We start from the raw sequence: 22880 nt of genomic DNA on the forward strand, positions 1-22880 counted from the left end.
GTGTCAGGCCCGAGAGGGCCTTCCGAGCGGATGACGGGATTCGAACCCGCGACCCTCACCTTGGCAAGGTGATGCGCTACCAGCTGCGCTACATCCGCCGAGCGGATGACGGGATTCGAACCCGCGACCCTCACCTTGGCAAGGTGATGCGCTACCAGCTGCGCTACATCCGCAGAGCGGATGACGGGATTCGAACCCGCGACCCTCACCTTGGCAAGGTGATGCGCTACCAGCTGCGCTACATCCGCACATCCTCGGTCTGGCTGAAGCTCAAAACCTCGCGGTTCTGTTCCTCACCCCGTCGCCGTGGTGTGTGTGAACACTATCGGACCCCGAAATCGGCCCTGCAACCGGGGTGCCACTTGCTGTTCGCAAGCCCGTCATCAGGCCAGATCGTTGGGGATCAGGTGGGTCAGGGCGTCGTCGACGTCGACCCAGAGGTGCTCGTTGCCCGGGAGCACGACGTCGTAGGTCCGGTCGAGGAAGTCGGCCAGCTCCTGGGCGGACGCCTCGAACATGGCGTGCCCGGACGGCGAGTTCAGTTCGATGAGGACGGACTCGGGGTCTTCGACGGAGGGGCGGATGCGTACGTCGCCGTCGCCCGCGTCGGCCAGGAGGCCGTCCGCGAGGAGGTCGCGCGCGTAGACCCACTCGACCCAGCCGGCGCGGCCGGTGCGGAAGGCGGCCACGACCGCGTACGGGTCGCGTGTGTCGTATCGCAGTTCAACCTTGACCGGAACCGCGGGGGTCCGCGGTGCCAGGAGGTCGAACACCGCCGTCGAGCGGAGCGTCACGTGATCGTTGCGCATCGTCCTACCCTTCGTCTCCTTCCCGGCCCGGTCGAACCGAGTGGCGATGATGTGACGTATCGGCCGGCTGATCGGAACGCGGTTTTGCCGCAGATCACCCGGACGGGGTCATCGGACCCCGGTCACCCCATCATCACCCGCGCGACGCGCAGCCATCCATGCGCCCTGCAGGCAGTCCACATGTACATACTGCGCGGTTTAGTCGTCACGCGATAGCACCGTCGCACGAATGTCGAAACGCGTCGCGGGCGGCCCCCGGCCGGGACAACCCCGGCTAGCTCGCGGTTGTTCGCTCCGTATTTGCTGGTGAGCGGAGTGTGGTCGGGCGGAACCACCCGTTTGCAGGCCCCCTAAAGTCGTGGGGTAGAGTCTGCCGGACACCGCGAGCGGGCGATTAGCTCAGCGGGAGAGCGCTTCGTTCACACCGAAGAGGTCACTGGTTCGATCCCAGTATCGCCCACCGGATGAAGGCCCTGGACCGATGGTCCGGGGCCTTGATTCATTCTCGGGGGTGCGCCGTCCGGCGGCATTCGATCCCCAGGTCGGACGCGGGTTGTGTGGGGGCGGTACTTCTGCCGTCCCGGGCGGCGCCACCGGCGCGGCCGAATCCGCTCGCCTGGTCGACGGCCGCGGTTCGACGATCTCCGAAGCCTCTCGTTCCGGCCGGTGTGGACACTCGTCGGAGACCGCGTGTCACGTCGTGAAAATGTCGCATGATCCGGCCATCGAGACAACTTTGTGATCCTCGGCACGAAGCGTCCGCCGAAAGGTCCAGACCACAAGAAAGGTGATGTGGGACATGGCCGGACGGCTCACCTGTCCGGCCGCGGCGGCGGGGTCGCCGTGATGCTGACGTGATGTGACGAAACGCCACTCCGGTGACCGATTGACAAGGTAGGTCGGCTCGCGGTGGGCGAGTCCGGCCGGCGGCCGTCCACCGGGGTCGCTAAATCCACAGTGGACCGACCGGAGATCGACTCGTGTGAATAGTCCACTGTGGAGTTTTCGGGGCTGTTCGGCCGATCGGGGAGGCGGTGCTCCAAGTGGCCGCGAGTCAGGAGAATTCGTGACTACTTTGAGTAGTTGTTCGCAGGATACGGTCTATTACGCATCGTCATCATGTTGTTATCGACACGGCATTCATTTGCCGGATGCTCGCCAAGGGTGTGGCTGGAAATCCTTGTAACGATGGCCGGAGAGTGGCCGATACCTTGGCGTGTGTCGCCCCATCGGCCGCGGAGAGACCTTGAGAATCGATCACTCTTCGAGATCACTCTCATTTACTCAGCGTGTTGATCCGGCGTTCGGGAATCCCCACTCCGGGAGGTCTGATGGAAGAGTCGGTGCGGCCGTCGTCCACCGTCAACGGGACGCCGCAGCACATCGACCTCCAGTCGGTCCCGCTTCCCCCGCAACGGGATACGGGCAATGCCGCCGCGGTCGGCACGATGCCGGCACGGCCGCCTTACGCGGCTTGGGAATCGCGCTACCGCGCGTGGGTCATCGGTAGTGACGTTTTCACCGCTTTCGTGCTCATCGTGATGAGCGCCTTCTTGATCGATCGATCCGATCCGCATGACATGCACGCGCTCGGTACCGCCGCGGCCTTCCTGTTCGGGTTGTCGGTCTGCCGCGCCTGGAGTCCGCGTGTGCTGGGCGAGGGCGCGGAGGAGTACCGGACGCTGGGGCGCGGCTTGGTGACCACGGCCGTTCTGGTCGCGTTGGGCGGCCTGCTCTTCGGCGCGCTCGCCGTGCAGCCGTGGGTCTTCATCGTCGTCCCGATGATCTCCGTCTTCATGTTCCTGCAGCGATACGCGCTGAGACAGGTGCTGCACCGGCGCAGGCGGCTCGGTGAATGCCTGCTGCCGGTGCTCGCGGCCGGAAGCCCCGACACGGTCGCCGACCTGATCGCGCGCACCAAGGCCGATCCGCATGTCGGCTGGCGGGTGGAAGCCGTCTGCACGTATTCCGGTGCCGGAGCGGAACGGGGGAGCGGCGAGGTGGAAGGCGTCCCGATCGTCGGGAAGCTCGACGACCTCGCGGGCCACGTCCGCCGTGGCGGCTACCGGGTGGTCGCCGTGACGGCCGATCAGCACTGGAACCCGAAACGCCTGCAGCGGCTCGCCTGGGACCTCGAAGGCACCTCGGCCGAGATGGTGGTCGCGCCGATGCTGATGGAGGTCGCCGGTCCCCGGCTGAACGTCTCCGGCGTGCTCGGCATGCCGCTGCTGCGGGTCACCGCGCCGATGTTCACCGGCGGCCGCCGCCTGGTGAAGGAGGCGCTCGACCGGTTCGGTTCCGCCCTGCTCCTCACCCTCGTTTCCCCGTTGCTGCTGGCGATCGCCGTCGCGATCCGGCTCGACGACCGCGGCCCGGTGATCTACCGCCAGCGCCGCGTCGGCCGCGACGGCCACACCTTCACGATGCTGAAGTTCCGCACGATGGTCACGAACGCCGACAAGCTGAAGCGGGAGCTCCAGGCGGACAACGAAGGCGCGGGCCCGTTGTTCAAGATGCGGAAGGATCCGAGGGTCACCCGGGTCGGTGGTCTGCTTCGCCGGTACTCCCTCGACGAGCTGCCGCAGTTGTTCAACGTCGTGAGCGGGCGCATGTCGCTCGTCGGCCCTCGCCCGCCGCTGCCCGAGGAGACCGCGAAGTACGCTCCGGACGCGCGGCGCCGTCTCCTGGTCAAGCCGGGGCTGACCGGGCTGTGGCAGGTCAGTGGCCGCAGCGACCTCAGCTGGGCCGAGAGCATCCGCCTCGACCTGCGTTACGTCGAGGACTGGTCGCTCGCCCTCGACCTGGTGATCCTCTGGAAGACCTTCCGCGCCGTGGTGCAGGGACGGGGTGCCTACTGACGCTTTCCTGTGACCGTACCCACACGAAGAGATAGTTGAGCGAGAAATAGTTCAGCGCTCAACTAGGTTGGGACGGGTACAGGACGCGTACGGAAGGAAGATCCACCCATGACCACCAGCGTTGAGCCGACCGAAGCCTTGAACCTCCCGCAGGACGTTCAGGACCTGCTGTTCCGCGAGGCCCGTACCGCGAACAGCTTCAGCGACGAGCCGGTGACCGACGAGCAGATCCGCGCGATCTACGAGCTGGTCAAATGGGCCCCGACATCGATGAACAACCAGCCGCTGCGCGCGCTGGTGATCCGCACCGAAGAGGGCAAGAAGCGCCTCGCCCCGCTGATGTCCGAGGGCAACCGCGCCAAGACCGAAGCCGCGCCGGTGACGGTCGTGCTGGCCGCCGACACCGAGTTCCACGAGAACCTGCCGCGTACGTTCCCGCACTTCCCAGGCGCCAAGGACCTGTTCGCCGACGAGGCGGGCCGGGTCGAGACCGCCAAGCTCAACGCGCTGCTGCAGGTCGGCTACTTCATCATCGGTGTCCGGGCCGCCGGGCTGGCCGCCGGCCCGATGACCGGCTTCGACGCCGAGGGCATCGACAAGGAGTTCTTCGCGGGCAAGCCGTGGAAGTCCCTCGTCGTGATCAACGTCGGCAAGCCGGGCGACAACCCCTGGTTCGACCGCCTGCCGCGGCTGGACTTCGACGAGGTCGTCGAGACCGTCTGACCTCGTTCCCCGGTACGCGAAGGCCTTCTTCCGATGGGAAGGAGGCCTTCGTGGTGCTTGGGGTAATGCGCGTGAGCCGCGCGGTGGGTGACGACTAACATCACACGAAACATCCGCCTTCATCGCGAGGAGTCCATCGTGTCCCAGCCGTCGTCAGTAGCAGCCGCAACCGCCCCCCGCGTGGTGGTACCGGCCGGCACTACGGCGGGCACCGCGGTCCGCGAAGCCGGGCTGCCGACCAAGGGGCCGGACACGATCGTCGTCGTGCGCGATGCCGAGGGGAACCTCCGCGACCTTTCCTGGGCCCCGGAGTCCGAGGTCGAGGTCGAAGCCGTCGCGGCGAACACCGAGGACGGCCGCAGCGTCATCCGTCACTCGGCCGCCCACGTGCTCGCTCAGGCCGTGCAGCAGCAGTTCCCGCAGGCCAAGCTCGGCATCGGGCCGCCGGTCAAGGACGGTTTCTACTACGACTTCGCCGTCGACACCCCGTTCACCCCGGAAGACCTGCAGGCGCTCGAAAAGCGCATGAAGCAGATCGTGAAGGGCGCGCAGCAGTTCTCCCGCCGCGTCTTCGACTCGGTCGATGAGGCGAAGAAGGAACTGGCCGACGAGCCGTTCAAGCTGGAACTCGTGGACATCAAGTCCGATGTGGACACCTCCGAGGTGATGGAGGTGGGCGGCGGCGAGCTGACCATCTACGACAACCTCGACCCGCGCACCAAGGAGCGCGTGTGGAGCGACCTCTGCCGCGGCCCGCACGTGCCGACCACCAAGTTCATCCCGGCGTTCAAGCTCACCCGCGTCGCCGCCGCGTACTGGCGCGGTGACGACAAGAACCCGCAGCTGCAGCGGATCTACGGCACCGCTTGGGAATCCGCCGAGGCGCAGGACGTCTACCTGGAGCGCCTGGCCGAGGCCGAGCGGCGCGACCACCGCAAGCTCGGGGTCGAGCTGGACCTGTTCTCCTTCCCCGACGAGATCGGCTCGGGGCTGCCGGTGTTCCACCCCAAGGGCGGGATCATCCGGCAGGAGATGGAGAACTACTCGCGCCAGCGGCACGTCGAAGCCGGGTACGACTTCGTCTACTCGCCGCATATCACCAAGGGCGCGCTGTTCGAGACCTCCGGTCACCTCGACTGGTACCGCGACGGCATGTACCCGGCGATGCACCTCGACGCCGAGCACAACGAGGACGGTTCGGTCCGCAAACCCGGCCAGGACTACTACCTCAAGCCGATGAACTGCCCGTTCCACGACCTGATCTTCCGTTCGCGCGGGCGCTCCTACCGGGAACTGCCGCTGCGGATGTTCGAGTTCGGCTCCGTGTACCGCTACGAGAAGTCCGGCGTGATCCACGGCCTGACCCGCGTGCGCGGCATGACGCAGGACGACGCGCACATCTTCTGCACCCTGGAGCAGGTTCCCGGTGAGCTGAAGTCCCTTTTGGACTTTGTGCTGAACCTGTTGCGCGACTATGGTCTCGACGACTTCTACCTCGAACTGTCCACTCGGAACGAAGAGAAGTACATCGGTTCCGAAGAGGTCTGGGCCGAGGCGACCGAGGTGCTGCGCACGGCCGCCGTGGACTCCGGGCTGGAACTGGTGCCGGATCCGGGTGGCGCCGCGTTCTACGGGCCGAAGATCTCCGTGCAGGCGAAGGACGCGCTGGGCCGCACCTGGCAGATGTCGACCATCCAGCTGGACTTCATGCTGCCCGAGAAGTTCGAGCTGGAGTACACCGCGGGCGACGGCAGCCGTCAGCGCCCGGTGATGATCCACCGCGCGCTGTTCGGTTCGATCGAGCGGTTCTTCGGCGTGCTGACCGAGCATTACGCGGGCGCGTTCCCGGCGTGGCTTTCGCCCGTCCAGGTGGTCGGTATCCCGATCACCGAGGACCAGGTCGAGCACCTGCGTGGGGTCGAGAAGGCGCTGCGGGCCAAGGGGATCCGGGTCGACGTCGACGCGAGCGACGACCGGATGCAGAAGAAGATCCGCACCCACACCACGCAGAAGGTGCCCTTCATGCTCCTGGCGGGCGCGAAGGACGTCGAGGCGGGCGCGGTGTCGTTCCGGTTCCGCGACGGCGGCCAGATCAACGGTGTCCCGGTGGCCGACGCGGTCGAGGCGATCGCCGGCTGGGTCCAGCGCCGCGAGAACGCTTCGCCGACCGTGGCGGGCTTGGAGGCGGTACTCCGGTGACGGGCCCCGATGGCCCTGAAGTCGTCGGACAGGACGGTGTGGGGGTCCCGGACGCGTTGCAGCGCCTGTGGACCCCGCACCGGCTCGCCTACGTGCAAGGGTCGAAGAAGCCCGACGAGGGCTGCCCGTTCTGCCATCTTCCCGGCAAGAGCGACGAGGACGCGCTGATCATCGCGCGCGGGAAGACCGTGTACGTGGTGCTGAACCTGTACCCGTACAACCCCGGTCACCTGATGGCCGTGCCGTACCGCCATGTCGCGGACTACACGGACCTGACGGCGGAAGAGACCGCCGAGGTGGCGGAGTTCACCCAGCACGCGATGCGGGTGATCCGGGAGGTTTCGTCGGCGCACGGGTTCAACATCGGGATGAACCAGGGCGTGATCGCCGGCGCGGGGATCGCCGCGCATCTGCACCAGCACGTGGTGCCGCGATGGGGCGGCGACGCGAACTTCATGCCGGTGATCGGGCATACGAAGGTGCTGCCGCAGTTGCTGGGGGAGACCCGGCAACTTCTGGCGGGTGCCTGGTAGATCGCCTGGGCCGTGAAGCGCGTGAAGGCCCCCTTCCCTCGGCTCAGCCGAGGGAAGGGGGCCTTCACGCGCAGTGGCTCAGGCGTTGAGCGCGGCCTGCAGCTCGATGTCGATCTTGACCTTCTCGGACAGGAAGGCGTTGCCCTCCGGGCCGATGCCGAAGTCGCGACGGTTCACGGTCGCGGTGGCCGAGACGCCGAGGGTGGTGGCGTTGTCGTTGGCCGGGTTGGTGCCGATGCCGTTGAACTCGGCCTCGAGCGAGACCGGGACGGTCTTGCCGCGCCAGGTGAGCTCGCCGTCGATGACGTAGTCGCCACCGTCCTCGCGGATGCCGGTGGAGCGGAACGTGATGACCGGGTGCTCGTCGACGTGGAAGAAGTCCTCGGACTTGAGGTGCGTGTCGCGCCCGTCGACACCGCTGGCGACCGACGAGGCGTCGATCTCGACGGTGACCGACGAGTCGAGGATGTTGTCGGCGGTGACGACCTCACCGGTGAAGGCGGTGAAGTTGCCCCGGGACTTGGCCAGGCCGAGGTGCTTCACGGTGTAGGCGATGTCGGAGTGGGCGGTGTCGATCGTCCACTTGCCTGCGACATAGCCCGGGATCTCGGTGGTGGTCATTAAAGTCGATCTCCAAAAAGTCTGGGTGCGTTCGTGGTGAACCCTCGTCTGGTTGAGCGCTCAACCATGACTGTAGCGCAATTTGGTTGAGCGTTCAACCAGGGGTAGAATGGGTGGCATGTCCGAACCCCGATGGCTCTCCGACGAGGAGCAAAAAGTCTGGCGCGACTTCTCCGCGGCCACGCGCATGCTGCAAGCGCACCTGGAGGGCCAGCTTCAGCACGAGGCGGGCATGCCCCACACCTACTACGAAGTGCTCGTCGCCCTGTCCGAGGCGCCGGACCGGCGGCTGCGGATGAGTGAACTGGCGGACGCGCGCAAGGCGTCGCGCAGCAGGCTCTCGCACGCGGTCGCGCGGCTCGAGGCCAACGGCTGGGTGCGCCGCGAGTCGTGCCCCACCGACAAACGCGGTTCCTGGGCGGTGCTCACTCCCGCGGGTTTCGCCGCGCTGGAGGAGGCCGCGCCCGGGCACGTCGAGGCCGTCCGCGAGAGCCTTTTCGACCCGCTGACCCCCGAACAGGTGAAGGCGCTCGGCGAGATCAGCGCCGCCGTCCTGGGGCGGCTGTCACCGAAATGCGCCGCCGCCGAGGCGGAACTGGCGCTGCGGGAAGAGACCCTCGCGAACCTCGAGGACTCGGCCGAACTGGCCAAAGCGGACTGACCGGAACCCGGTCCGGGGGCGGGCGCGACGACGGGTGTCGGTGCGGGTGGATAGGCTTCGGGCGGCCACCCGACCCTGCTGCTTAGGTGCACCTGAAGAACCGATGCTCAACATTTTCGCGCGCGCCTCCGTTTCCCGCGTCACCGACCCGATGGGGAAGGTGCTCGTGCGCGCCGGTCTGACCCCGAACGCGATGACCGTCATCGGCACGGCCGGGGCGGTGCTGTGCGCGCTCGGGTTCTTTCCCAACGACATGCTGCTGTGGGGCACCTTCACCGTCTGGGGCTTCGCGATGCTGGACCTGCTCGACGGCGCGATGGCGCGCGCCCGCGGGTACGGCACGGCGTTCGGCGCGGTCCTCGACGCGACATGCGACAGGCTGGTCGACGGCGCGTTGTTCGCCGCGATCGCGTGGTGGTGCTTCGTCCACGACGACAACCGCCCTGCCGCGGCCGCCGCGCTGATCTGCCTGGTACTCGCGCAGGTCATCTCGTACGTCAAGGCCCGCGCCGAGGCTTCCGGGCTGGAGGCGGACGGCGGGCTCGTCGAACGTGCGGAACGCCTGATCATCGCCCTCGTGGGAACCGGACTGCACGGTCTGGGCGTTCCGTACACCGTGGACATCACCCTCTGGCTGCTCGCGGTGCTTTCGGTGATCACCCTGCTGCAGCGGACGGCCGCGGTGGCCAAGGCGGCGAGGGCCGCCAAGGCGGCCGGGCCACCCGCCGCGGAGGGCGGGGCATGAGCGGGTTCTCCCAGCGGCTCAGCGACTTCGGGTACGCGGCGGGCTGGCGGCTCGCGCGCTGGCTGCCGGAGTCGGCGGGCGCGGTGACGTTCGGGCTCGGCGCCGACCTGGCCGTCCGGCGGGACGGCGGCGGCGTGCGTCAGCTGCGGCGCAACCTCGCCAGGGTCGTACCGCAGGCCGACGGCGTCGAACTCGACGAACTGACCCGCCGCGCGATGCGCTCCTACGCCCGCTATTGGCACGAGATGTTCCGGCTGCCCTCGATGGACCACAAGGAGGTCAGTCGCAAGGTCGCCCAGTCGATCACCGGCGTGGAGAACCTCGACGCCGCCCTCGCCGAGGGCAACGGCGCGGTGATGGCGCTGCCGCACAGCGGGAACTGGGACGCCGCCGGCGTCTGGCTGGCGGACTATCTCGGCGGTTTCACCACGGTCGCGGAGCGGCTGAAGCCCGAGTCGCTGTACCAGCGGTTCGTGTCCTACCGGGAATCGCTCGGCTTCGAGATCGTCCCGCTGACCGGCGACAGTTCCGCGATGCGCGTGCTGCTCAAGCGCCTGCGGGAGAACAAGGCGATCTGCCTGGTCGGCGACAGGGATCTGACGAATTCCGGCGTACCGGTGAAGTTCTTCGGCGAGCAGACCCGGATGCCGGGCGGGCCCGCCAGGCTGGCCGCCACCACCGGTGCCGCGCTGATCCCGGCAGGCTGCTGGTTCACCGAGGACGGCTGGCAGATCCGGCTGCATCCGCGGATCCGGGTGACGAACCGGTCCGAGGTCCCTGCGGCCACGCAGGCGCTGGCGGACATCTTCGCCGGGGACATCGCGGCGCATCCGGCCGACTGGCACATGATGCAGAAGTTCTGGCTCTCCGACTTCGAAGCCGGGGAACAGGCCGCCCTCGGCGAAGCGAGCTGAGCCGATGGCTCAGGCGCGGGTCATGAAGATCGGGATCGTCTGCCCGTACTCGTTCGACGTACCGGGCGGCGTGCAGGGCCACGTCATCGATCTCGCGAAGGCGTTGCTGGCACGCGGGCATCAGGTCTCCGTCCTCGCTCCGGCGGACGATGATTCCGACGTCCCGGATTTCGTCGTCCCCGCGGGGAAGGCGCTCGGCATCCCGTACAACGGCTCCGTCGCGCGGCTGCAGTTCGGCCCGGTGTCCTACGCCAGGGTGCGGCGGTGGATCCGCGACGGCGACTTCGACGTCCTGCACCTGCACGAGCCGGCCGCGCCGAGTCTTTCGCTCTTGGCGCTGAAGGTCGCGGACGGCCCGATCGTGGCGACCTTCCACACCGCGACGACGCGTTCGCGCACCCTGGCGGCGTTCCAGCCGGTGCTGCGGCCGCTGCTGGAGAAGATCACCGCGCGGATCGCGGTTTCGGCACTGGCCCGCAGGGTCCAGGTGGAACACGCCGGCGGCGACGCGGTCGAGGTGCCCAACGGCGTCGACGTCGACTTCTTCTCCCGCGCGCTCCCGCTGGACGGCTACCCGCGCGCGGGCGGCACGGTCGGCTTCGTCGGGCGGTACACCGAGCCCCGCAAGGGGATGGGAGTACTGCTGGAGGCGTTGCGGATGCTGCTGCCGGAGTTCGAGGAACTGCGCCTGCTGGTCGTCGGCCGTGGCGACGCCGATCAGCTCCGCCGCGAGGCCGGGCCGGAGCTGGCGCCGCATATCGACCTGCTCGGCCAGGTCGACGACGAGACGAAGGCGCGGGCGCTGCGGAGCGTCGACGTCTACTGCGCGCCGAACACGGGCGGCGAGAGCTTCGGGATGATCCTCACCGAGGCCATGGCGGCGGGCACGCCGGTGCTGGCGAGCGGGCTGGACTCGTTCCGCCGGGTGCTCGACGACGGCAAGGCCGGGATGCTGACCGAGACCGGCGACGCGGCGGCACTCGCCGACGGCCTGCGCGAACTGCTCGGTGACCCGGCCCGGCGGGTGTCGCTGGCGGCGGCCGCGGGGGAGCGGGTCGCGATGTTCGACTGGTCCGTGGTCACCACGCAGGTGCTGCGCGTGTACGAGACCGCGATCGCCGCCGACCCCCGGCGCGTCGGCGCGGGTGAACGCGAGTTCAGCCGATGACGACCTGGGTGTGGATCGGCGGTCTTGTCGCCGTGATCGTCGTGCTGGGCGGGCTTTTCCTGCTCGCGACGGCGAACAGGCTGGACCGGCTGCACGTCCGCACGGACGCGGGCTGGGCGGCGCTCGACGCGGCCCTCGCGCGGCGCGCCGTCGTCGCCAGGGCGGCCGCCGCGATCCTGGGCGACGAGGAGCTGCGTGCGCTGGGCGAGCGGGCCGAGCGGGCGCCGAGGCCGGATCGCGAAGCCGAGGAAAGCGAACTGACGTTGAGGCTGGCGCGCGTCGACCGGACGGCCCTGCCGACGCCACTGGCCGAAGAGCTGACCGACGCCGAGCACCGCGTCGTCATCGCGCGGCGCGTGCACAACGACGCCGTCCGGGACACCCTGCATCTGCGGAGGCGGCGGAAGGTCCGGTACTTCGGACTCGCCGGGACCGCTCGGCTTCCTGAATACTTCGAGATCGCCGAACCCGATCTGTAGGAGGACGATCCCATGAGCGAGCGGCTGCTGGTGGCGGTGTTCGCGACGCCCGTGGCGTCGTTCCTCCTGCGCTACGGCAAGGATCTCGGCTACAAGGCGGTGTTGTTCGAGCCGGACGGCGCACGGGTGACCGACGTCGAGGACGGCTTGGACGCCCTCACGACGGTGCCGGATCTCGGCCCGGACGCCGACGTCGTCGTCACCGATCATGACCGGCCCGAGCTCGGCGAGGTCCTCAAGGCCGTGCTGGACCGCCCGACCAGGTGGGTCGGGGTACTCGGCAATCCGCGCCATGCCGGCCCGCACGTCGCCGCGCTCAAGGCGCTGGACGTCCCCGACCGCGAGATCGGGCGGGTCCACCGCCCGGTCGGGCTGAACATCGGCTCACGCACGCCGCCCGAGATCGCCGTCGCCACCCTGGCCGGTCTGCTGGCGGACCGGAACGGTCGTCCGGGCGGTTTCGACTTTTCGTCGCCCGGCGTTTAGTCCTCTGAATGCGGTACTTGCGTGCGCAAGGATCGCATTCAGAGGACTGAACGCGGGGTCAGTGGGCCACCGCTCCTTCCGGCATCGGCTCGAACCGGGCGTGCCTGCGGGTGAACGTCGCCGTTCCCGAAGTCAGCGAACGCAGGTCGATCGCGTAGCGTAGAAGCTCGACCGCGGGGACCTCGGCGCGGATGACCGTGCGGCCGCCTTCACCCGATTCGGTACCGAGCACGCGGCCACGCCGGGACGAGAGATCACCCAGCACGGTGCCCAGGTGCTCGTCCGGAAGCCGCACCGCCACCTCTTCGAGCGGTTCGAGCAGCGCGATCTTGCCCGCCGCGGCCGCCTCCTTCAGCGCCAGCGCCCCCGCCGTCTGGAACGCGGCGTCCGACGAGTCGACGCTGTGCGCCTTGCCGTCGACGAGGGTCACCCGGATGTCGATCAGCGGATGGCCGTCGACGATCCCGCGCTGTGCCTGCGCCCGGACTCCCTTCTCGACGCTCGGGATGAACTGGTGCGGCACCGAGCCGCCGACGACCTTGTCCACGAACTCGAAGCCCGACCCCCTCGGCAGCGGCTGGACCTCGATGTCGCAGACGGCGAACTGGCCGTGCCCGCCGGACTGCTTGACATGCCGGCCGTGCCCGCGGCCCGGCCCGGCGAAGGTCGACCGCAGGCTGATGCGGACTGGCTCGGTGTCCACGTCGGCGCCGCCCGCGCGCAGCCGTGACAGCACGACGTCGGCGTGGGCCTCGCCCATGCACCACAGTACGAGCTGGTTGGTCTCGGCGTTGCGGTCCAGCCGAAGTGTCGGATCACCCGCGACGAGCCGGGAAAGGTTGCGCGCCAAGGTGTCTTCGTCGCTGCGCGTTTTCGCGACGACGGCGACCGGCAGCAGTGGTTCAGGCATCGCCCACGGCTTCATGATCAGCGGATCATCCGGCGAGGAAACGGTGTCGCCGGTTTCCGCCGAGCCGACCTTGGTGAGGGCGCAAAGGTCGCCCGCGACGCAGTACGGGACTTCGCGCAGGTTCGCCCCGAGCGGCGAGTACAGATGCGCGACCCGTTCGTCGGCGTCGTGATCCTCGTGCCCGCGTTCGGCGAGGCCGTGGCCCGAGACGTGCACCGGCCGTTCGGGGCGGAGCGTCCCGGAGAAGACCCGCACCAGGGACACCCTGCCGACGTAGGAGTCGACAGCGGTCCGGACCACCTCGGCCGCCAGCGGGCCGTCGGGATCGGCGCGGAGCCCGGCGTGCGGTTCGCCGGTGGGGGAGGTGACCTCCGGCGGGACGTGTTCCAGCGGCGAGGGGAAGGCGCGCACGATCCCGTCGAGGACTTCGGCGAGCCCCACCCCGGTCGTCGAACACACCGGGATCACCGGATGGAAGGACCCGCGCGCGACGGCGGTCTCGAGGTCGGCGATCAGCGTGTCCTCGGCGATCTCCTCGCCGGCGAGGTACCGGTCCATCAGGGACTCGTCCTCGCTCTCGGCGATGACCCCTTCGATGAGTTCGTTGCGGGCCTCGGTCATCCGCGCGAGATCGGCCTCGTCCGGCTCGCCGACCTGGGGTGGGAAGCCGTTCGAATAATCGAAGTAGCGGCGCGTGATGAGCCCGACGAGCCCGTCGCGCGCGGGCAGGTACAGCGGCAGGACTCCGGCGCCGAAAGCCTCCTGACAGGCCGCGATCTCGCCGTCGGGGTCGGCGCGGTGATGGTCCAGCCGGGAGACGACCACCGCCCTCGGCATGCCGACGGCGGCGCATTCCTCCCAGACCGCGATCGTGGCCGCGTCGACGCCTTCCGCCGCGCAGACCACGAACAGCGCCGCGTCGGCGGCGCGGAGCCCGGCGCGCAGTTCGCCGACGAAATCGGCGTACCCCGGGGTGTCGATGAGGTTGATCTTGTGGCCCTGGTGCAGCACCGGCGCGACCGAGAGGCCGACCGACCGCTGCTGCCGGACCGCGGCGGGGTCGTGGTCGCATACCGTGGTGCCCTCGACGACAGAGCCCGCCCTGGTCACCGTGCCGGACGCGGCGAGCAGCGCTTCGGCGAGCGTCGTCTTGCCCGATCCCGACGGGCCGACCAGGACGACGTTGCGGACCTTCGCCGGGTCGTCCACAGCGACGGCGGCCCCGGAGTCTCCGTTCTTGCTCTGTTTGTCGGCCATGCCGGTCTCCTCACCACACGATGCCGCGTACAGGTGTGTCCTCGATCACACACCCGCGACGGGCGTCGCGGCAAGGCGACCGGCGAGGGAACCCCCGAATGTCGACCCGCCGTTATGCTCGATGGCGGACACCCGGAGGCGGATCCGATGGTGGGGGATGAGCGATGGAGCTCGACAGGCGAACCGTGTTGCGGCTGGCGGGGGCGGTCCCGGTGATGGCGGCGGTGCCCGCGGGGATCCCCGGTGGCGGTGGTCCGTGGGAACGGTTGCGCGCCCGGTTGACCGGTGAGCTGTTCCGGCCCGGCGACCCGGGGTACGACGAGAAGAGGCTCGGGTTCTTCAGCCTCTACGACCATCGGCTGCCCGCCGGTGTCGCGGTCTGCGCGACCGAGGACGACGTCCGGCACTGCGTCGATTTCGCGGCAAGGCAGCGGATTCCGATCGCGGCCCGCTCTGGCGGGCACAGCTACGCCGGTTATTCCATTGTGGACAAAGGGCTGGTCGTCGATCTGTCCCGGCTGAACGCGGTCCGGATCCTGCCCGGAGGCCGGGCGGAGATCGGGGCGGGCGCGCAGCTCGGCCAGGTGTACGAGGCCTTGGCCGCGGCGGGCCGCGCGCTGCCCGCCGGCAGTTGTCCCCAGGTCGGTATCGCCGGGCTGACCCTCGGCGGCGGTATCGGGGTCCTGGCTCGGAAGTACGGCCTGACCTGCGACAACGTCGAGTCCGTGCGCTTTGTCGGCGCGGATGGGAAGGCGCGCCTGGTGTCGGAGGAGACGGCGCCGGACCTGCTATGGGCGTTGCGCGGCGGTGGCGGGGGCAACTTCGGCGTCGTCACGTCGTTCACGTTCCGGACGGCGGCGGCCAGGACGCTGGCGAACTTCAGCCTGGTCTTCCCGCCCGCCGCGCTGGCCGCGCTGGTCGCGGCCTGGCAGGAGTGGCAGTCCGCGATGCCGGACGAACTGTGGGCCGGGATGGGGCTCGGCGCGACGGCCGCGAACTGCGGCGGCTGTTTCGTGGGCACCGCCGCGCAGGTGAACCCGTTGCTGGACGATCTGGTCCGTCGCGTCGGCGTTCAGCCGACCGAACGCGTGGTGACCGAGAAGGGCCACCTGGCCTCGATGCGGACCTTCGCCAAGGAAGCCGAGTTCCCCGCCGCGGTCGCGCAGCGAGGTGAGTACGTGGCCACTTCGCGGATGCTGACCCATCCGGTGCCCGATCCCGACGCGTTCGCGGCGTTGCTGAGCAGCGATCCGCAGCTGTACTCGATCGTGGACGCGTACGGCGGCGCGATCGCGCGGGTGCCGTCGAGCGAGTCGTGCTTCCCGCACCGGTCCGCGCTGGGCAGTGTCCAGATCATCCGCGGCCTGGAAGGGGGCGAGGCGTACGCGCGCCAGGTGATCGGCCGGGTCCGGGACGAGCTCGGCCGTGAATACGGGCAGGCCGGGTACGTCAACTACATCGACCCGGAGATGCCCGAGTGGGCCAAGGCGTACTACGGCGACAGCCTGCCGCGTCTGCGGCGGGTGGCACGGAAGTACGACCCGGACGGTCTGTTCGCCTTCGGCCAGGGCCTCGCCCGCTGACGCGTTTCGTCCTCTGGATGCGGTAGTTCGCTGGCGAACTACCGCATCCAGAGGACCAAGTGCGGGCAGGATCACCTAGTGGACTGCTGAAATCGCCGCGAACTGGCCTGCTTCAGAGGTCCAAAAGCGGCCTACCCTCGGAGGTGTCACCCCACCTCGCGCGCTTTCCGAAAGGTCCAGCAGTGTCTGACGACTCCACGAACACGGCCACCACCTCGCTCACCGGCACCGCCCGGGTCAAGCGCGGGATGGCGGAGATGCTCAAGGGCGGTGTGATCATGGACGTGGTCACCGCCGAACAGGCGAAGATCGCCGAGGACGCCGGCGCGGTCGCGGTGATGGCGCTCGAGCGGGTCCCCGCGGACATCCGCGCGCAGGGCGGCGTCGCCCGGATGAGCGACCCGGACCTGATCGACGGCATCATCGAGGCCGTTTCGATCCCCGTCATGGCGAAGGCCCGCATCGGCCACTTCGTCGAGGCCCAGCTGCTCCAGTCGCTCGGCGTCGACTACATCGACGAGTCCGAGGTGCTGACCCCGGCCGACTACGAGAACCACATCGACAAGTGGGCCTTCACCGTGCCCTTCGTCTGTGGTGCGACCAACCTCGGCGAGGCGCTGCGCCGGATCAACGAGGGCGCGGCGATGATCCGCTCCAAGGGCGAGGCCGGCACCGGCGACGTCTCGAACGCGACCACGCACATGCGCAAGATCCGCGCGGAGCTGCGCCGCCTTTCTTCGCTCCCCGAGGACGAGCTTTACGTTGCGGCGAAGGAACTCCAGGCGCCGTACGACCTCGTCAAGGAGGTCGCGGAGAAGGGCAAGCTCCCCGTCGTGCTGTTCACCGCCGGTGGGATCGCGACCCCGGCCGACGCCGCGATGATGATGCAGCTCGGCGCCGAAGGCGTGTTCGTCGGCTCCGGCATCTTCAAGTCCGGCAACCCGGCGCAGCGCGCCGAGGCGATCGTCAAGGCCACCACGTTCCACGACGACCCGGACGTCATCGCGAAGGTTTCGCGCGGCCTCGGCGAGGCGATGGTCGGCATCAACGTCGACGACGTGCCCGAGCCGCACCGCCTGTCCGAGCGCGGCTGGTAGCAACCGGACGATCGCGGGACCGGCCGGGCCGGTCCCGTGACCACTTCTCCGGATCCGGACCCGGCTGGACGTACCGGCCGATAAAGTCCGGACATGAGCCAGACGATCTCGTTCACCGACCTCAACTTCAAGCTCGCCGTGGTGCAAGAGCTGATGTACAACCAGGAACTCCTGCCGAAGTTCGACCTGGGGCAGTACGCCGCCGAGAAGGGCTTCACCTACGACGGCGGCAGCGTCGAGGCGGTCCCTGAGGCCCTGGCCTACTTCGAGGAGCTCGAGATCCCCGCGGAGTTCGCGGAGAAGATCACCGAGATCGAGATGGACGGCGGCAACGAGATCTACCTCGAGATCGCGCCGAACTGGGACGGCGAAGACTCCCTGTTCGACGTCGACGAATTCGCCGACGTCGCGCACTTTCCGAACCTGAAGTCGATGACGCTGCTCTACACGGGTAACGACGAGGCGCTGGAGACACTGCGCGCTCGCGGCATCGAGGCGGACTGGCTCTGATCGGCCGACGGCGGATCTCTTGGGGCTGTAACGCAAAGGCGCCGAGTAAGGTGAAGGGGACTTCAGCCGCATCGGATGTGGGAAAGGTCCCCTTCGCCCCTGCTTCGGGCACTGCCGCTCCGCGGTGTCCCTGCGCGAGACCCAGCGGAAGTGCCGCGAAAGCCACTTTCGGGACATCAGACGTCGCGAAAGTGGCTTTCGCGACACGGTCTTGATCATCAGACACGGACGAGCCGAGCCCCGCCGGGCTCGATCAGGTCGGCTTTGCCCGCCCCTCGATAAGCGGCCGAGCCGCGTTCCCTTTTCGGCCGCTTAAGCATCGGGTAGCGGATCACGGGACCTTGATCCCGGCGTGCGGAGGGCACGCCGGGATCTAGGAGGACCAATGCGCAAACTTCGGTTCGTTTCCGCCGCCTTGGGCGCCGCCGCGATCGCGACGGCACTCGTCGCGACACCCGCTTCGGCCGCGACCGACGGGGCGGCCACGCTGAAGGCCGCCGGTGTCGACGCGGCGAAGCTCACCCCCGGCTGGAAGGTCGACGGCGACGAGGTCGTCTGGAACGGCGGGGAGACCACGCTTTCGCTCTCACCCATGGCGCCGGGGGATTGCGCCGCGAACTACGTGTGCCTCTGGGAAAACCGCGATTTCACCGGTAGGCGATTGCAGTTCCGGGACCCGGGGCTGAAGAATCTGGTCGATTACGGATTCAACGACCAGATGTCGTCCTGGTACAACCGGCGTGGCGTCGATGCCCGCTGGTACTACAACATCGGCGGTGGGACCAGCCGCTGCATGCAGGCGGGGGCCCGGTCGGCGTATGTGGGCAACGGTGACAACGACCAGGCGACTTCGTTGAGGATTTACACCTCGGCCAGCGCCTGCTGAGTGAGACGTTCCTTCGAATGCCGGACGCCACCCTCGGGGTATTTGTGACACTCTCGAATAAGGGTGTCTCGAATACTGGGGGAGAAACCGGTGAAGGAAAAGAATTATTTCTATCGTCTGTTCGGTGAACCCGCGGCCGAGTGGCAGGGCGACGACCTGCCACTCGGCCCACCGCAGGCGCGCCGGATCTTCGCGCTCCTGCTGATCGATGCGGGGCGCCCGGTGCCCCTCGACCGGATGATCGACGAGCTCTGGGGCGAGGCGCCACCGGTTTCGGCGAAGGTTCAGGTCCAAGGTCTGATCTCCGGTCTTCGCCGGGCTTTGCGCGCGCCGGGCGGCGCAACGCCGATTCTCACCAGGGGGGCGGCGTACCTTCTCGACGCGGGACCCGAGGAAACCGACACCGGCCGGTTCACCTGCCTCACCGTCCAGGGCCGCGAACTGCTGGCCCGTGACTGTCATCGCGAGGCGGCCCAGCGGTTCCGGGACGCGCTCGAACTCTGGCGCGGACCGGTGCTCGCCGGGATCCCCGCCGCGGCCGAGGTGGTCGCGCACTGGGAGGAAGAGCGCCTTTCGGTGCTGGAGGACAAGGCCGACGCCGAACTCGGCCTCGGCGAACACGACAGGCTCGTTCCCGGCCTGCGTGACCTGCTCGCCGCGGCCCCGTTCCGCGAACGGGCCTGCGGGCAGTTGATGACCGCGCTCGCCCGCGCCGGCCGCATGGCCGAGGCGCTCGACGTCTACGCCGGATGGCGCCGCAGGCTGGTCGACGAACTCGGCGTCGAGCCGTCGGCGTCGATTCGCGCGTTGCAGTGCGAGATCCTGCGCGAGGGCAAGGGCAGGACCACGCGCGAGTATCCCGCGTACCAGGAACCCGCCGTGCCGAGCCAGCTGCCGCCGGCGATCCCCGACTTCGTCGGCAGGGACGCGCTCATCGCGGACCTGCTGAACGACCTCGGCGAGGACGACGGCCGCGACACCCCGCCCGTCCTGCTGCTGACCGGCGCGGGCGGTGTCGGCAAGTCCTCGCTGGCGATCCGGCTCGCGCACCGGGTCGCGCACGACTACCCCGACGGGCGGCTGTTCGCGGCCCTGCGGGGGACCACGAACGAGCCGAGGCCGCCGGAGGCCGTACTCGCCGGTTTCCTGCGTGCCTTCGGCGTCGCCGTCGACGAGATCCCGGCCGACGTCGACGAATGCGCCTGCCTGTTCCGCAGCCTGGTCCATGGCCGTCGCGTACTGGTCGTCCTGGACGACGCCGCCGGCGAGGCGCAGCTGCGGCCGCTGCTTCCCGCGTCCGTCGGCTGCGCGGTGATCGTCACGAGCCGGTTCTCCCTGGCCGGTCTCGAACTCGGCCGCCGGGTCCCGGTCGATCTCCTGCCACCGGAGGACGCGGCGGCCCTGCTCGCGAAGCTCACCGAGACCGACGAAGACCCCGTCGCCGCCCGGCAGATCCTCGAACAGTGCGGTGGGCTCCCGCTGGCGTTGCGGATCGCCGGCAGCCGGATCGGCGACCGCGCGGGCTGGCGGCTCGCCGACGTCGCGGGCGAACTGTCCGTCGAAGGGCGACGGCTGGATTGGCTGCGCACCGGGGATCTCGCCGTCCGCGGCAGCCTGTCCCTCGGGTACCGCCAATTGACGCCGGACCGGCAGCGGCTGTTCCGAAGACTCGGTTTGCTGCCCGCGGCCGATTTCCCGGTCTGGGCGGCGGCGCTGGCGGACGGCGGCGAGCCCGAGGCGACGTCCCGCGCGCTCGAAGACCTGCGGCATCGGCACATGGTCCAGCCGGTTCCGCGGGCCACCGGCGCACCCCGGTACCGTTTGCACGCTCTCCTGCGCGCGTTCGCCGTCGAGCAGGCCGAGCCGGATCGGCTGCGTGCGGAGACGATCGAAAGGGTGCTCGGCGGCTGGCTCTGGCTCGCGGAGAAGGCCGCGGAACGGTTGCCCCGGAGCGTTTTGCGGCCCGAAGCCGGCGGCGCGACCCGGACCTCACTCGACGAAACGCTGGTGACGGAACCGCTTTCGTGGTTCCGGTCCGAACTGCCCGCCTTGGAGGCCGCCGTCTCGCAAGCGGCGGAGGCCGGATTGGGCGAGCTCGCCTGGGAACTCGCCGTCGTGACGTCGTCGTACTTCGACCACAATGGACTGTACGCGGAGTGGTCGCGGTGTCATCGGAGCGCGCTCGCCGCGGCGAAGGAGTCGGGGTGCGCACGCGGGGAAGCCGCGCTGCTACGGGGAATCGGCCAGATCGACCTGTACCGGGACGACTTCCGGGCGGCGGGTGAGGCGCTCACCGAATCGTGCCGGATCAGCGAGCGGATCGGTGACCCCGCCGGGCGGGCCAGGGCGCTGACCGGGCTCTGCGTCCTCGCCCGTGCCACCGGACGGCCCGAGGAATCGCGCGCGACCGCGAGGCGGGCGCTGGCCCTCTTCCGGGAGATCGGTGACGTTCTCGGCATGGCGCACGCTCACACCTCGTACGCCGTCGCGAGCGTGGAGCTCGGGCTGCTCGACGCGGCGGAGGCGGCGCTGGACGAAGCCGGCCGCCTGTGCGCCGAACTGAACGACCCGCACCGCACGGCGCTCGTCCTGCGCAGGCGAGGCCAGCTGTACTTGCGGCGCGAAGACCGGCGGAGCGCGATGTCGTGCCTGCGCCGCGCGCTGGAGCTGCTGGACTCGCTCTCCGACGAGATCTGCGCCGAGCGGGTCCGGCTGGACCTCGCGCGGGCCCCCGCGCAGGTGCTGATCGCGACCTAGACCGCGCGCCAGCGCGCCGTCGGCAACGCGGGGACCCGGTGGCCGCGGTGACCGGTCATCTCCTCGTTCGCGAACAGGGCGTTGAGCACCGCCTCCTCGGTCGCCTGCACCACGGCCTCGAAGAACGGGTCGAGCCTGCCCCACGGGATGAAACGCATGCTTTCGTACTCGGCCGCCTCCGTCCGCGGGAACCGGCTGGTGAGCGCTCCCGGGTTCGCCGTGCTGAAGGCGAGGAAGAGGTCGCCGGAGAAGTGCGAACCCGCGGTTCCCGTGCGGGCGAGGCCGAGCGGGACACGGCGGGCGAGCGCGGTGCACTGACCGGGCAGCAGGGGAGCATCGGTACCCACGAGCACGATCACCGACCCCGCTCCCGCCGGCGCTGTCCAGGCTTCCTCCATCGGGTTGTCGGCGCCGAGTTCGGCTCCGACGTGTTCGCCCGCGACGGTGAGCTCGCGGCGGGAGCCGAAGTTGGCCTGTACCAACGTTCCCACGGTGTACTCGTCGTCGCCGTAGGACACGACGCGGGAGGCCGTGCCGGTGCCGCCCTTGAAGCCGTAACAGGTCATCCCGGTACCGCCGCCGACGGAACCTTCGTCGACCGGACCCGTTCGCGCGGCGTCGATCGCGGCGATGGCGTGTCCACTGTGGATCGTCGGCGCGATGCTGTCGTTCAGGTAGCCGTCCCAGGTCTCGGCGACCACCGGCAGCAGCCATTCGGCGGCCACGTCGGGCCGTTCGCGCACCACCCAGTCGATCGTGCCGCGGTGGCACGCGCCGACGGCGTGCGTGGAGGTGATCAGCACCGGCAGGGTCAGCGAGCCGGTCTCGGCCAGCCACGCGGTGCCGGTCATCTCGCCGTTGCCGTTGAGGGCGTATGTCCCGGCGGCGCACGGCACGGCGAAGTCCTCGCGTCCGCGAGGCAGGACGGCGGTTACGCCGGTGCGCACCGACTCGCCATCGACGAGGGTCGTGAAACCGATCTCGACGCCGGGGACGTCGGTGAGCGCGTTGTGCTCGCCGGTCCGGCCGGGCAGCGGGACACCCAGGTCGCGGGCGCGGGTCATGGACGGTCCTCCAAGGGGTTCGAGGTGGCTGTGCGGGCGTAGGAGAGCAACATCGCTTCGGCCGTGGCGGTTTCCAGCGTCGGCACGGCCTGCGTGAGGTGCAGGCCGTAGCCGTCCTCCAACGCGACGAGGTTCCGCGCGATCGACACCGCGTCCGCGGTCAGCGTGAACTCGCCGGTGGCGGCGCCCGCTTCGAGGATGCCGGTGTAGATCCGGACCTGCTGTTCGTAGAGCGTGATGTGCCGCGCGGCGTACACGGGATCGCGGCGGGCGATCGTGCCGAGTTCGTAGAGCAGCACGCAGAGTTCGTCGTCGGGACCGGTCGGCAGGCCGCTGCGGATCATCGCCAGCAGCCGGCCGGACGGGGTCGTCTTCGCGCCCGCGGCCAGCTCCCTCGCCGAACAGAACCGTGCCACCGCCTCGCGCTGCACCTCCTGGAGCAGGTCGGCGAGGGTGGGGAAGTAGTACAGGACCGAACCCGGCGACAGGCCCGCCCCCTCGGCGACGTCCCTCAGCCGCAGGTTCAGCACACCGCGTTCGAGGACCGCCTGCCTGGCCACCTCGATCAGTTCGGTCCGTCGCTCCGCCGCCTTGCTGGGTCTCGCCATGCACCCATTCTT

General features: G+C 69.3%; 20 protein-coding genes and 4 tRNA genes. 16 read left to right on the top strand and 8 right to left on the bottom strand.

Going from position 1 to position 22880, the window contains the following annotated elements; genetic code table 11:
* Positions 1–25: 25 nt before the first annotated feature.
* The 4 genes from ACXIZN_RS09855 to ACXIZN_RS09870 form a co-directional block, all read right to left on the bottom strand.
* Positions 26–98 (bottom strand) — tRNA-Gly (locus ACXIZN_RS09855).
* Between the two features lie 2 nt (positions 99–100).
* Positions 101–173 (bottom strand) — tRNA-Gly (locus ACXIZN_RS09860).
* A gap of 2 nt (positions 174–175) precedes the next feature.
* Positions 176–248: transfer RNA gene (locus tag ACXIZN_RS09865), tRNA-Gly, on the bottom strand.
* A 135-nt stretch (positions 249–383) separates the two neighbouring features.
* Positions 384–809: an SsgA family sporulation/cell division regulator gene (locus ACXIZN_RS09870; protein WP_005159130.1), complete on the bottom strand. Its 426-nt coding sequence runs from the start codon at positions 807–809 to the stop codon at positions 384–386.
* A 388-nt stretch (positions 810–1197) separates the two neighbouring features.
* Between ACXIZN_RS09870 and ACXIZN_RS09875 the strand changes: the two genes are divergently transcribed.
* From ACXIZN_RS09875 to ACXIZN_RS09895, 5 genes are all read left to right on the top strand, one after another.
* Positions 1198–1269, top strand: a tRNA-Val gene (locus tag ACXIZN_RS09875).
* An 871-nt stretch (positions 1270–2140) separates the two neighbouring features.
* Complete coding sequence (locus ACXIZN_RS09880) at positions 2141–3667, top strand: sugar transferase (protein ID WP_457953845.1); 1527 nt, start codon at positions 2141–2143, stop codon at positions 3665–3667.
* A gap of 108 nt (positions 3668–3775) precedes the next feature.
* Positions 3776–4390, top strand: a complete 615-nt coding sequence (locus tag ACXIZN_RS09885) for a malonic semialdehyde reductase (RefSeq protein WP_457953846.1) — start codon at positions 3776–3778, stop codon at positions 4388–4390.
* Positions 4391–4570: 180 nt separating this feature from the next.
* Positions 4571–6589, top strand: a complete 2019-nt coding sequence (thrS, locus tag ACXIZN_RS09890; protein WP_457953848.1) for a threonine--tRNA ligase — start codon at positions 4571–4573, stop codon at positions 6587–6589.
* Positions 6586–7122, top strand: coding sequence for an HIT family protein (locus tag ACXIZN_RS09895; protein WP_457953850.1), 537 nt, complete (start codon positions 6586–6588; stop codon positions 7120–7122). Before thrS ends, ACXIZN_RS09895 begins: the two co-directional genes overlap by 4 nt.
* 78 nt (positions 7123–7200) lie before the next feature.
* Here ACXIZN_RS09895 and ACXIZN_RS09900 read toward each other — a convergent pair whose 3' ends face one another.
* Complete coding sequence (locus tag ACXIZN_RS09900) at positions 7201–7743, bottom strand: YceI family protein (RefSeq protein WP_034307837.1); 543 nt, start codon at positions 7741–7743, stop codon at positions 7201–7203.
* Between the two features lie 118 nt (positions 7744–7861).
* Between ACXIZN_RS09900 and ACXIZN_RS09905 the strand changes: the two genes are divergently transcribed.
* The 6 genes from ACXIZN_RS09905 (at position 7862) to ACXIZN_RS09930 (ending at position 12196) form a co-directional block, all read left to right on the top strand.
* The gene (locus ACXIZN_RS09905; RefSeq protein WP_457953851.1) at positions 7862–8404 is read left to right on the top strand and encodes a MarR family winged helix-turn-helix transcriptional regulator; all 543 of its coding nucleotides are present in this window, start codon (positions 7862–7864) and stop codon (positions 8402–8404) included.
* Positions 8405–8507: 103 nt separating this feature from the next.
* On the top strand, positions 8508–9149 hold the full coding sequence (gene pgsA / locus ACXIZN_RS09910) for a phosphatidylinositol phosphate synthase (protein WP_016334780.1): 642 nt from the start codon (positions 8508–8510) through the stop codon (positions 9147–9149).
* Complete coding sequence (locus ACXIZN_RS09915; RefSeq protein ID WP_034307832.1) at positions 9146–10063, top strand: phosphatidylinositol mannoside acyltransferase; 918 nt, start codon at positions 9146–9148, stop codon at positions 10061–10063. Before pgsA ends, ACXIZN_RS09915 begins: the two co-directional genes overlap by 4 nt.
* A 22-nt stretch (positions 10064–10085) precedes the next feature.
* Complete coding sequence (locus ACXIZN_RS09920) at positions 10086–11231, top strand: glycosyltransferase family 4 protein (protein WP_457953852.1); 1146 nt, start codon at positions 10086–10088, stop codon at positions 11229–11231.
* The gene (locus tag ACXIZN_RS09925) at positions 11228–11710 is read left to right on the top strand and encodes an NUDIX hydrolase (RefSeq protein ID WP_457953853.1); all 483 of its coding nucleotides are present in this window, start codon (positions 11228–11230) and stop codon (positions 11708–11710) included. Before ACXIZN_RS09920 ends, ACXIZN_RS09925 begins: the two co-directional genes overlap by 4 nt.
* Before the next feature lie 12 nt (positions 11711–11722).
* Positions 11723–12196, top strand: coding sequence for an XdhC family protein (locus tag ACXIZN_RS09930; protein ID WP_457953854.1), 474 nt, complete (start codon positions 11723–11725; stop codon positions 12194–12196).
* Between the two features lie 58 nt (positions 12197–12254).
* Here ACXIZN_RS09930 and ACXIZN_RS09935 read toward each other — a convergent pair whose 3' ends face one another.
* Positions 12255–14363, bottom strand: coding sequence for an elongation factor G-like protein EF-G2 (locus ACXIZN_RS09935; RefSeq protein ID WP_457953855.1), 2109 nt, complete (start codon positions 14361–14363; stop codon positions 12255–12257).
* A 164-nt stretch (positions 14364–14527) separates the two neighbouring features.
* Here ACXIZN_RS09935 and ACXIZN_RS09940 point away from each other — a divergent pair, with 164 nt between their 5' ends.
* From ACXIZN_RS09940 to ACXIZN_RS09960, 5 genes are all read left to right on the top strand, one after another.
* Positions 14528–15946, top strand: coding sequence for an FAD-binding oxidoreductase (locus tag ACXIZN_RS09940; RefSeq protein ID WP_457953857.1), 1419 nt, complete (start codon positions 14528–14530; stop codon positions 15944–15946).
* A 182-nt stretch (positions 15947–16128) separates the two neighbouring features.
* Positions 16129–17043 carry a pyridoxal 5'-phosphate synthase lyase subunit PdxS gene (gene pdxS / locus ACXIZN_RS09945; protein ID WP_007034941.1) on the top strand — a complete coding sequence of 305 codons (915 nt, stop codon included), beginning with the start codon at positions 16129–16131 and terminating at the stop codon, positions 17041–17043.
* Between the two features lie 93 nt (positions 17044–17136).
* A complete protein-coding gene (locus ACXIZN_RS09950) occupies positions 17137–17553 on the top strand; it encodes a DUF6892 domain-containing protein (RefSeq protein WP_457953858.1) in 417 nt (138 codons plus the stop codon).
* Between the two features lie 385 nt (positions 17554–17938).
* Positions 17939–18439 (top strand): peptidase inhibitor family I36 protein, encoded by a 501-nt coding sequence (locus tag ACXIZN_RS09955; RefSeq protein WP_457953859.1) that lies wholly within the window; start codon positions 17939–17941, stop codon positions 18437–18439.
* A 90-nt stretch (positions 18440–18529) separates the two neighbouring features.
* The gene (locus ACXIZN_RS09960; protein ID WP_457953860.1) at positions 18530–21196 is read left to right on the top strand and encodes a BTAD domain-containing putative transcriptional regulator; all 2667 of its coding nucleotides are present in this window, start codon (positions 18530–18532) and stop codon (positions 21194–21196) included.
* Here ACXIZN_RS09960 and ACXIZN_RS09965 read toward each other — a convergent pair.
* Positions 21193–22260 carry a DmpA family aminopeptidase gene (locus tag ACXIZN_RS09965; protein ID WP_457953861.1) on the bottom strand — a complete coding sequence of 356 codons (1068 nt, stop codon included), beginning with the start codon at positions 22258–22260 and terminating at the stop codon, positions 21193–21195. The two genes, ACXIZN_RS09960 and ACXIZN_RS09965, sit on opposite strands and share 4 nt — an antisense overlap.
* Positions 22257–22868, bottom strand: coding sequence for a TetR/AcrR family transcriptional regulator (locus ACXIZN_RS09970; RefSeq protein WP_126734619.1), 612 nt, complete (start codon positions 22866–22868; stop codon positions 22257–22259). The genes ACXIZN_RS09965 and ACXIZN_RS09970 overlap by 4 nt, the downstream gene beginning before the upstream one ends.
* Positions 22869–22880 lie beyond the last annotated feature (12 nt).

This window comes from Amycolatopsis sp. TRM77291 (assembly GCF_054166285.1).

Coding starts and splice junctions, on each gene's coding strand:
- ACXIZN_RS09870 (WP_005159130.1), bottom strand. CDS start 809: ATGCGCAACGATCACGTGACGCTCCGCTCGACGGCGGTGTTCGACCTC.
- pgsA (WP_016334780.1), top strand. CDS start 8,508: ATGCTCAACATTTTCGCGCGCGCCTCCGTTTCCCGCGTCACCGACCCG.
- ACXIZN_RS09925 (WP_457953853.1), top strand. CDS start 11,228: ATGACGACCTGGGTGTGGATCGGCGGTCTTGTCGCCGTGATCGTCGTG.
- ACXIZN_RS09880 (WP_457953845.1), top strand. CDS start 2,141: ATGGAAGAGTCGGTGCGGCCGTCGTCCACCGTCAACGGGACGCCGCAG.
- ACXIZN_RS09930 (WP_457953854.1), top strand. CDS start 11,723: ATGAGCGAGCGGCTGCTGGTGGCGGTGTTCGCGACGCCCGTGGCGTCG.
- ACXIZN_RS09920 (WP_457953852.1), top strand. CDS start 10,086: ATGAAGATCGGGATCGTCTGCCCGTACTCGTTCGACGTACCGGGCGGC.
- ACXIZN_RS09955 (WP_457953859.1), top strand. CDS start 17,939: ATGCGCAAACTTCGGTTCGTTTCCGCCGCCTTGGGCGCCGCCGCGATC.
- ACXIZN_RS09965 (WP_457953861.1), bottom strand. CDS start 22,260: ATGACCCGCGCCCGCGACCTGGGTGTCCCGCTGCCCGGCCGGACCGGC.
- ACXIZN_RS09940 (WP_457953857.1), top strand. CDS start 14,528: ATGGAGCTCGACAGGCGAACCGTGTTGCGGCTGGCGGGGGCGGTCCCG.
- ACXIZN_RS09970 (WP_126734619.1), bottom strand. CDS start 22,868: ATGGCGAGACCCAGCAAGGCGGCGGAGCGACGGACCGAACTGATCGAG.
- ACXIZN_RS09905 (WP_457953851.1), top strand. CDS start 7,862: ATGTCCGAACCCCGATGGCTCTCCGACGAGGAGCAAAAAGTCTGGCGC.
- ACXIZN_RS09950 (WP_457953858.1), top strand. CDS start 17,137: ATGAGCCAGACGATCTCGTTCACCGACCTCAACTTCAAGCTCGCCGTG.
- ACXIZN_RS09915 (WP_034307832.1), top strand. CDS start 9,146: ATGAGCGGGTTCTCCCAGCGGCTCAGCGACTTCGGGTACGCGGCGGGC.
- ACXIZN_RS09900 (WP_034307837.1), bottom strand. CDS start 7,743: ATGACCACCACCGAGATCCCGGGCTATGTCGCAGGCAAGTGGACGATC.
- ACXIZN_RS09935 (WP_457953855.1), bottom strand. CDS start 14,363: ATGGCCGACAAACAGAGCAAGAACGGAGACTCCGGGGCCGCCGTCGCT.
- ACXIZN_RS09885 (WP_457953846.1), top strand. CDS start 3,776: ATGACCACCAGCGTTGAGCCGACCGAAGCCTTGAACCTCCCGCAGGAC.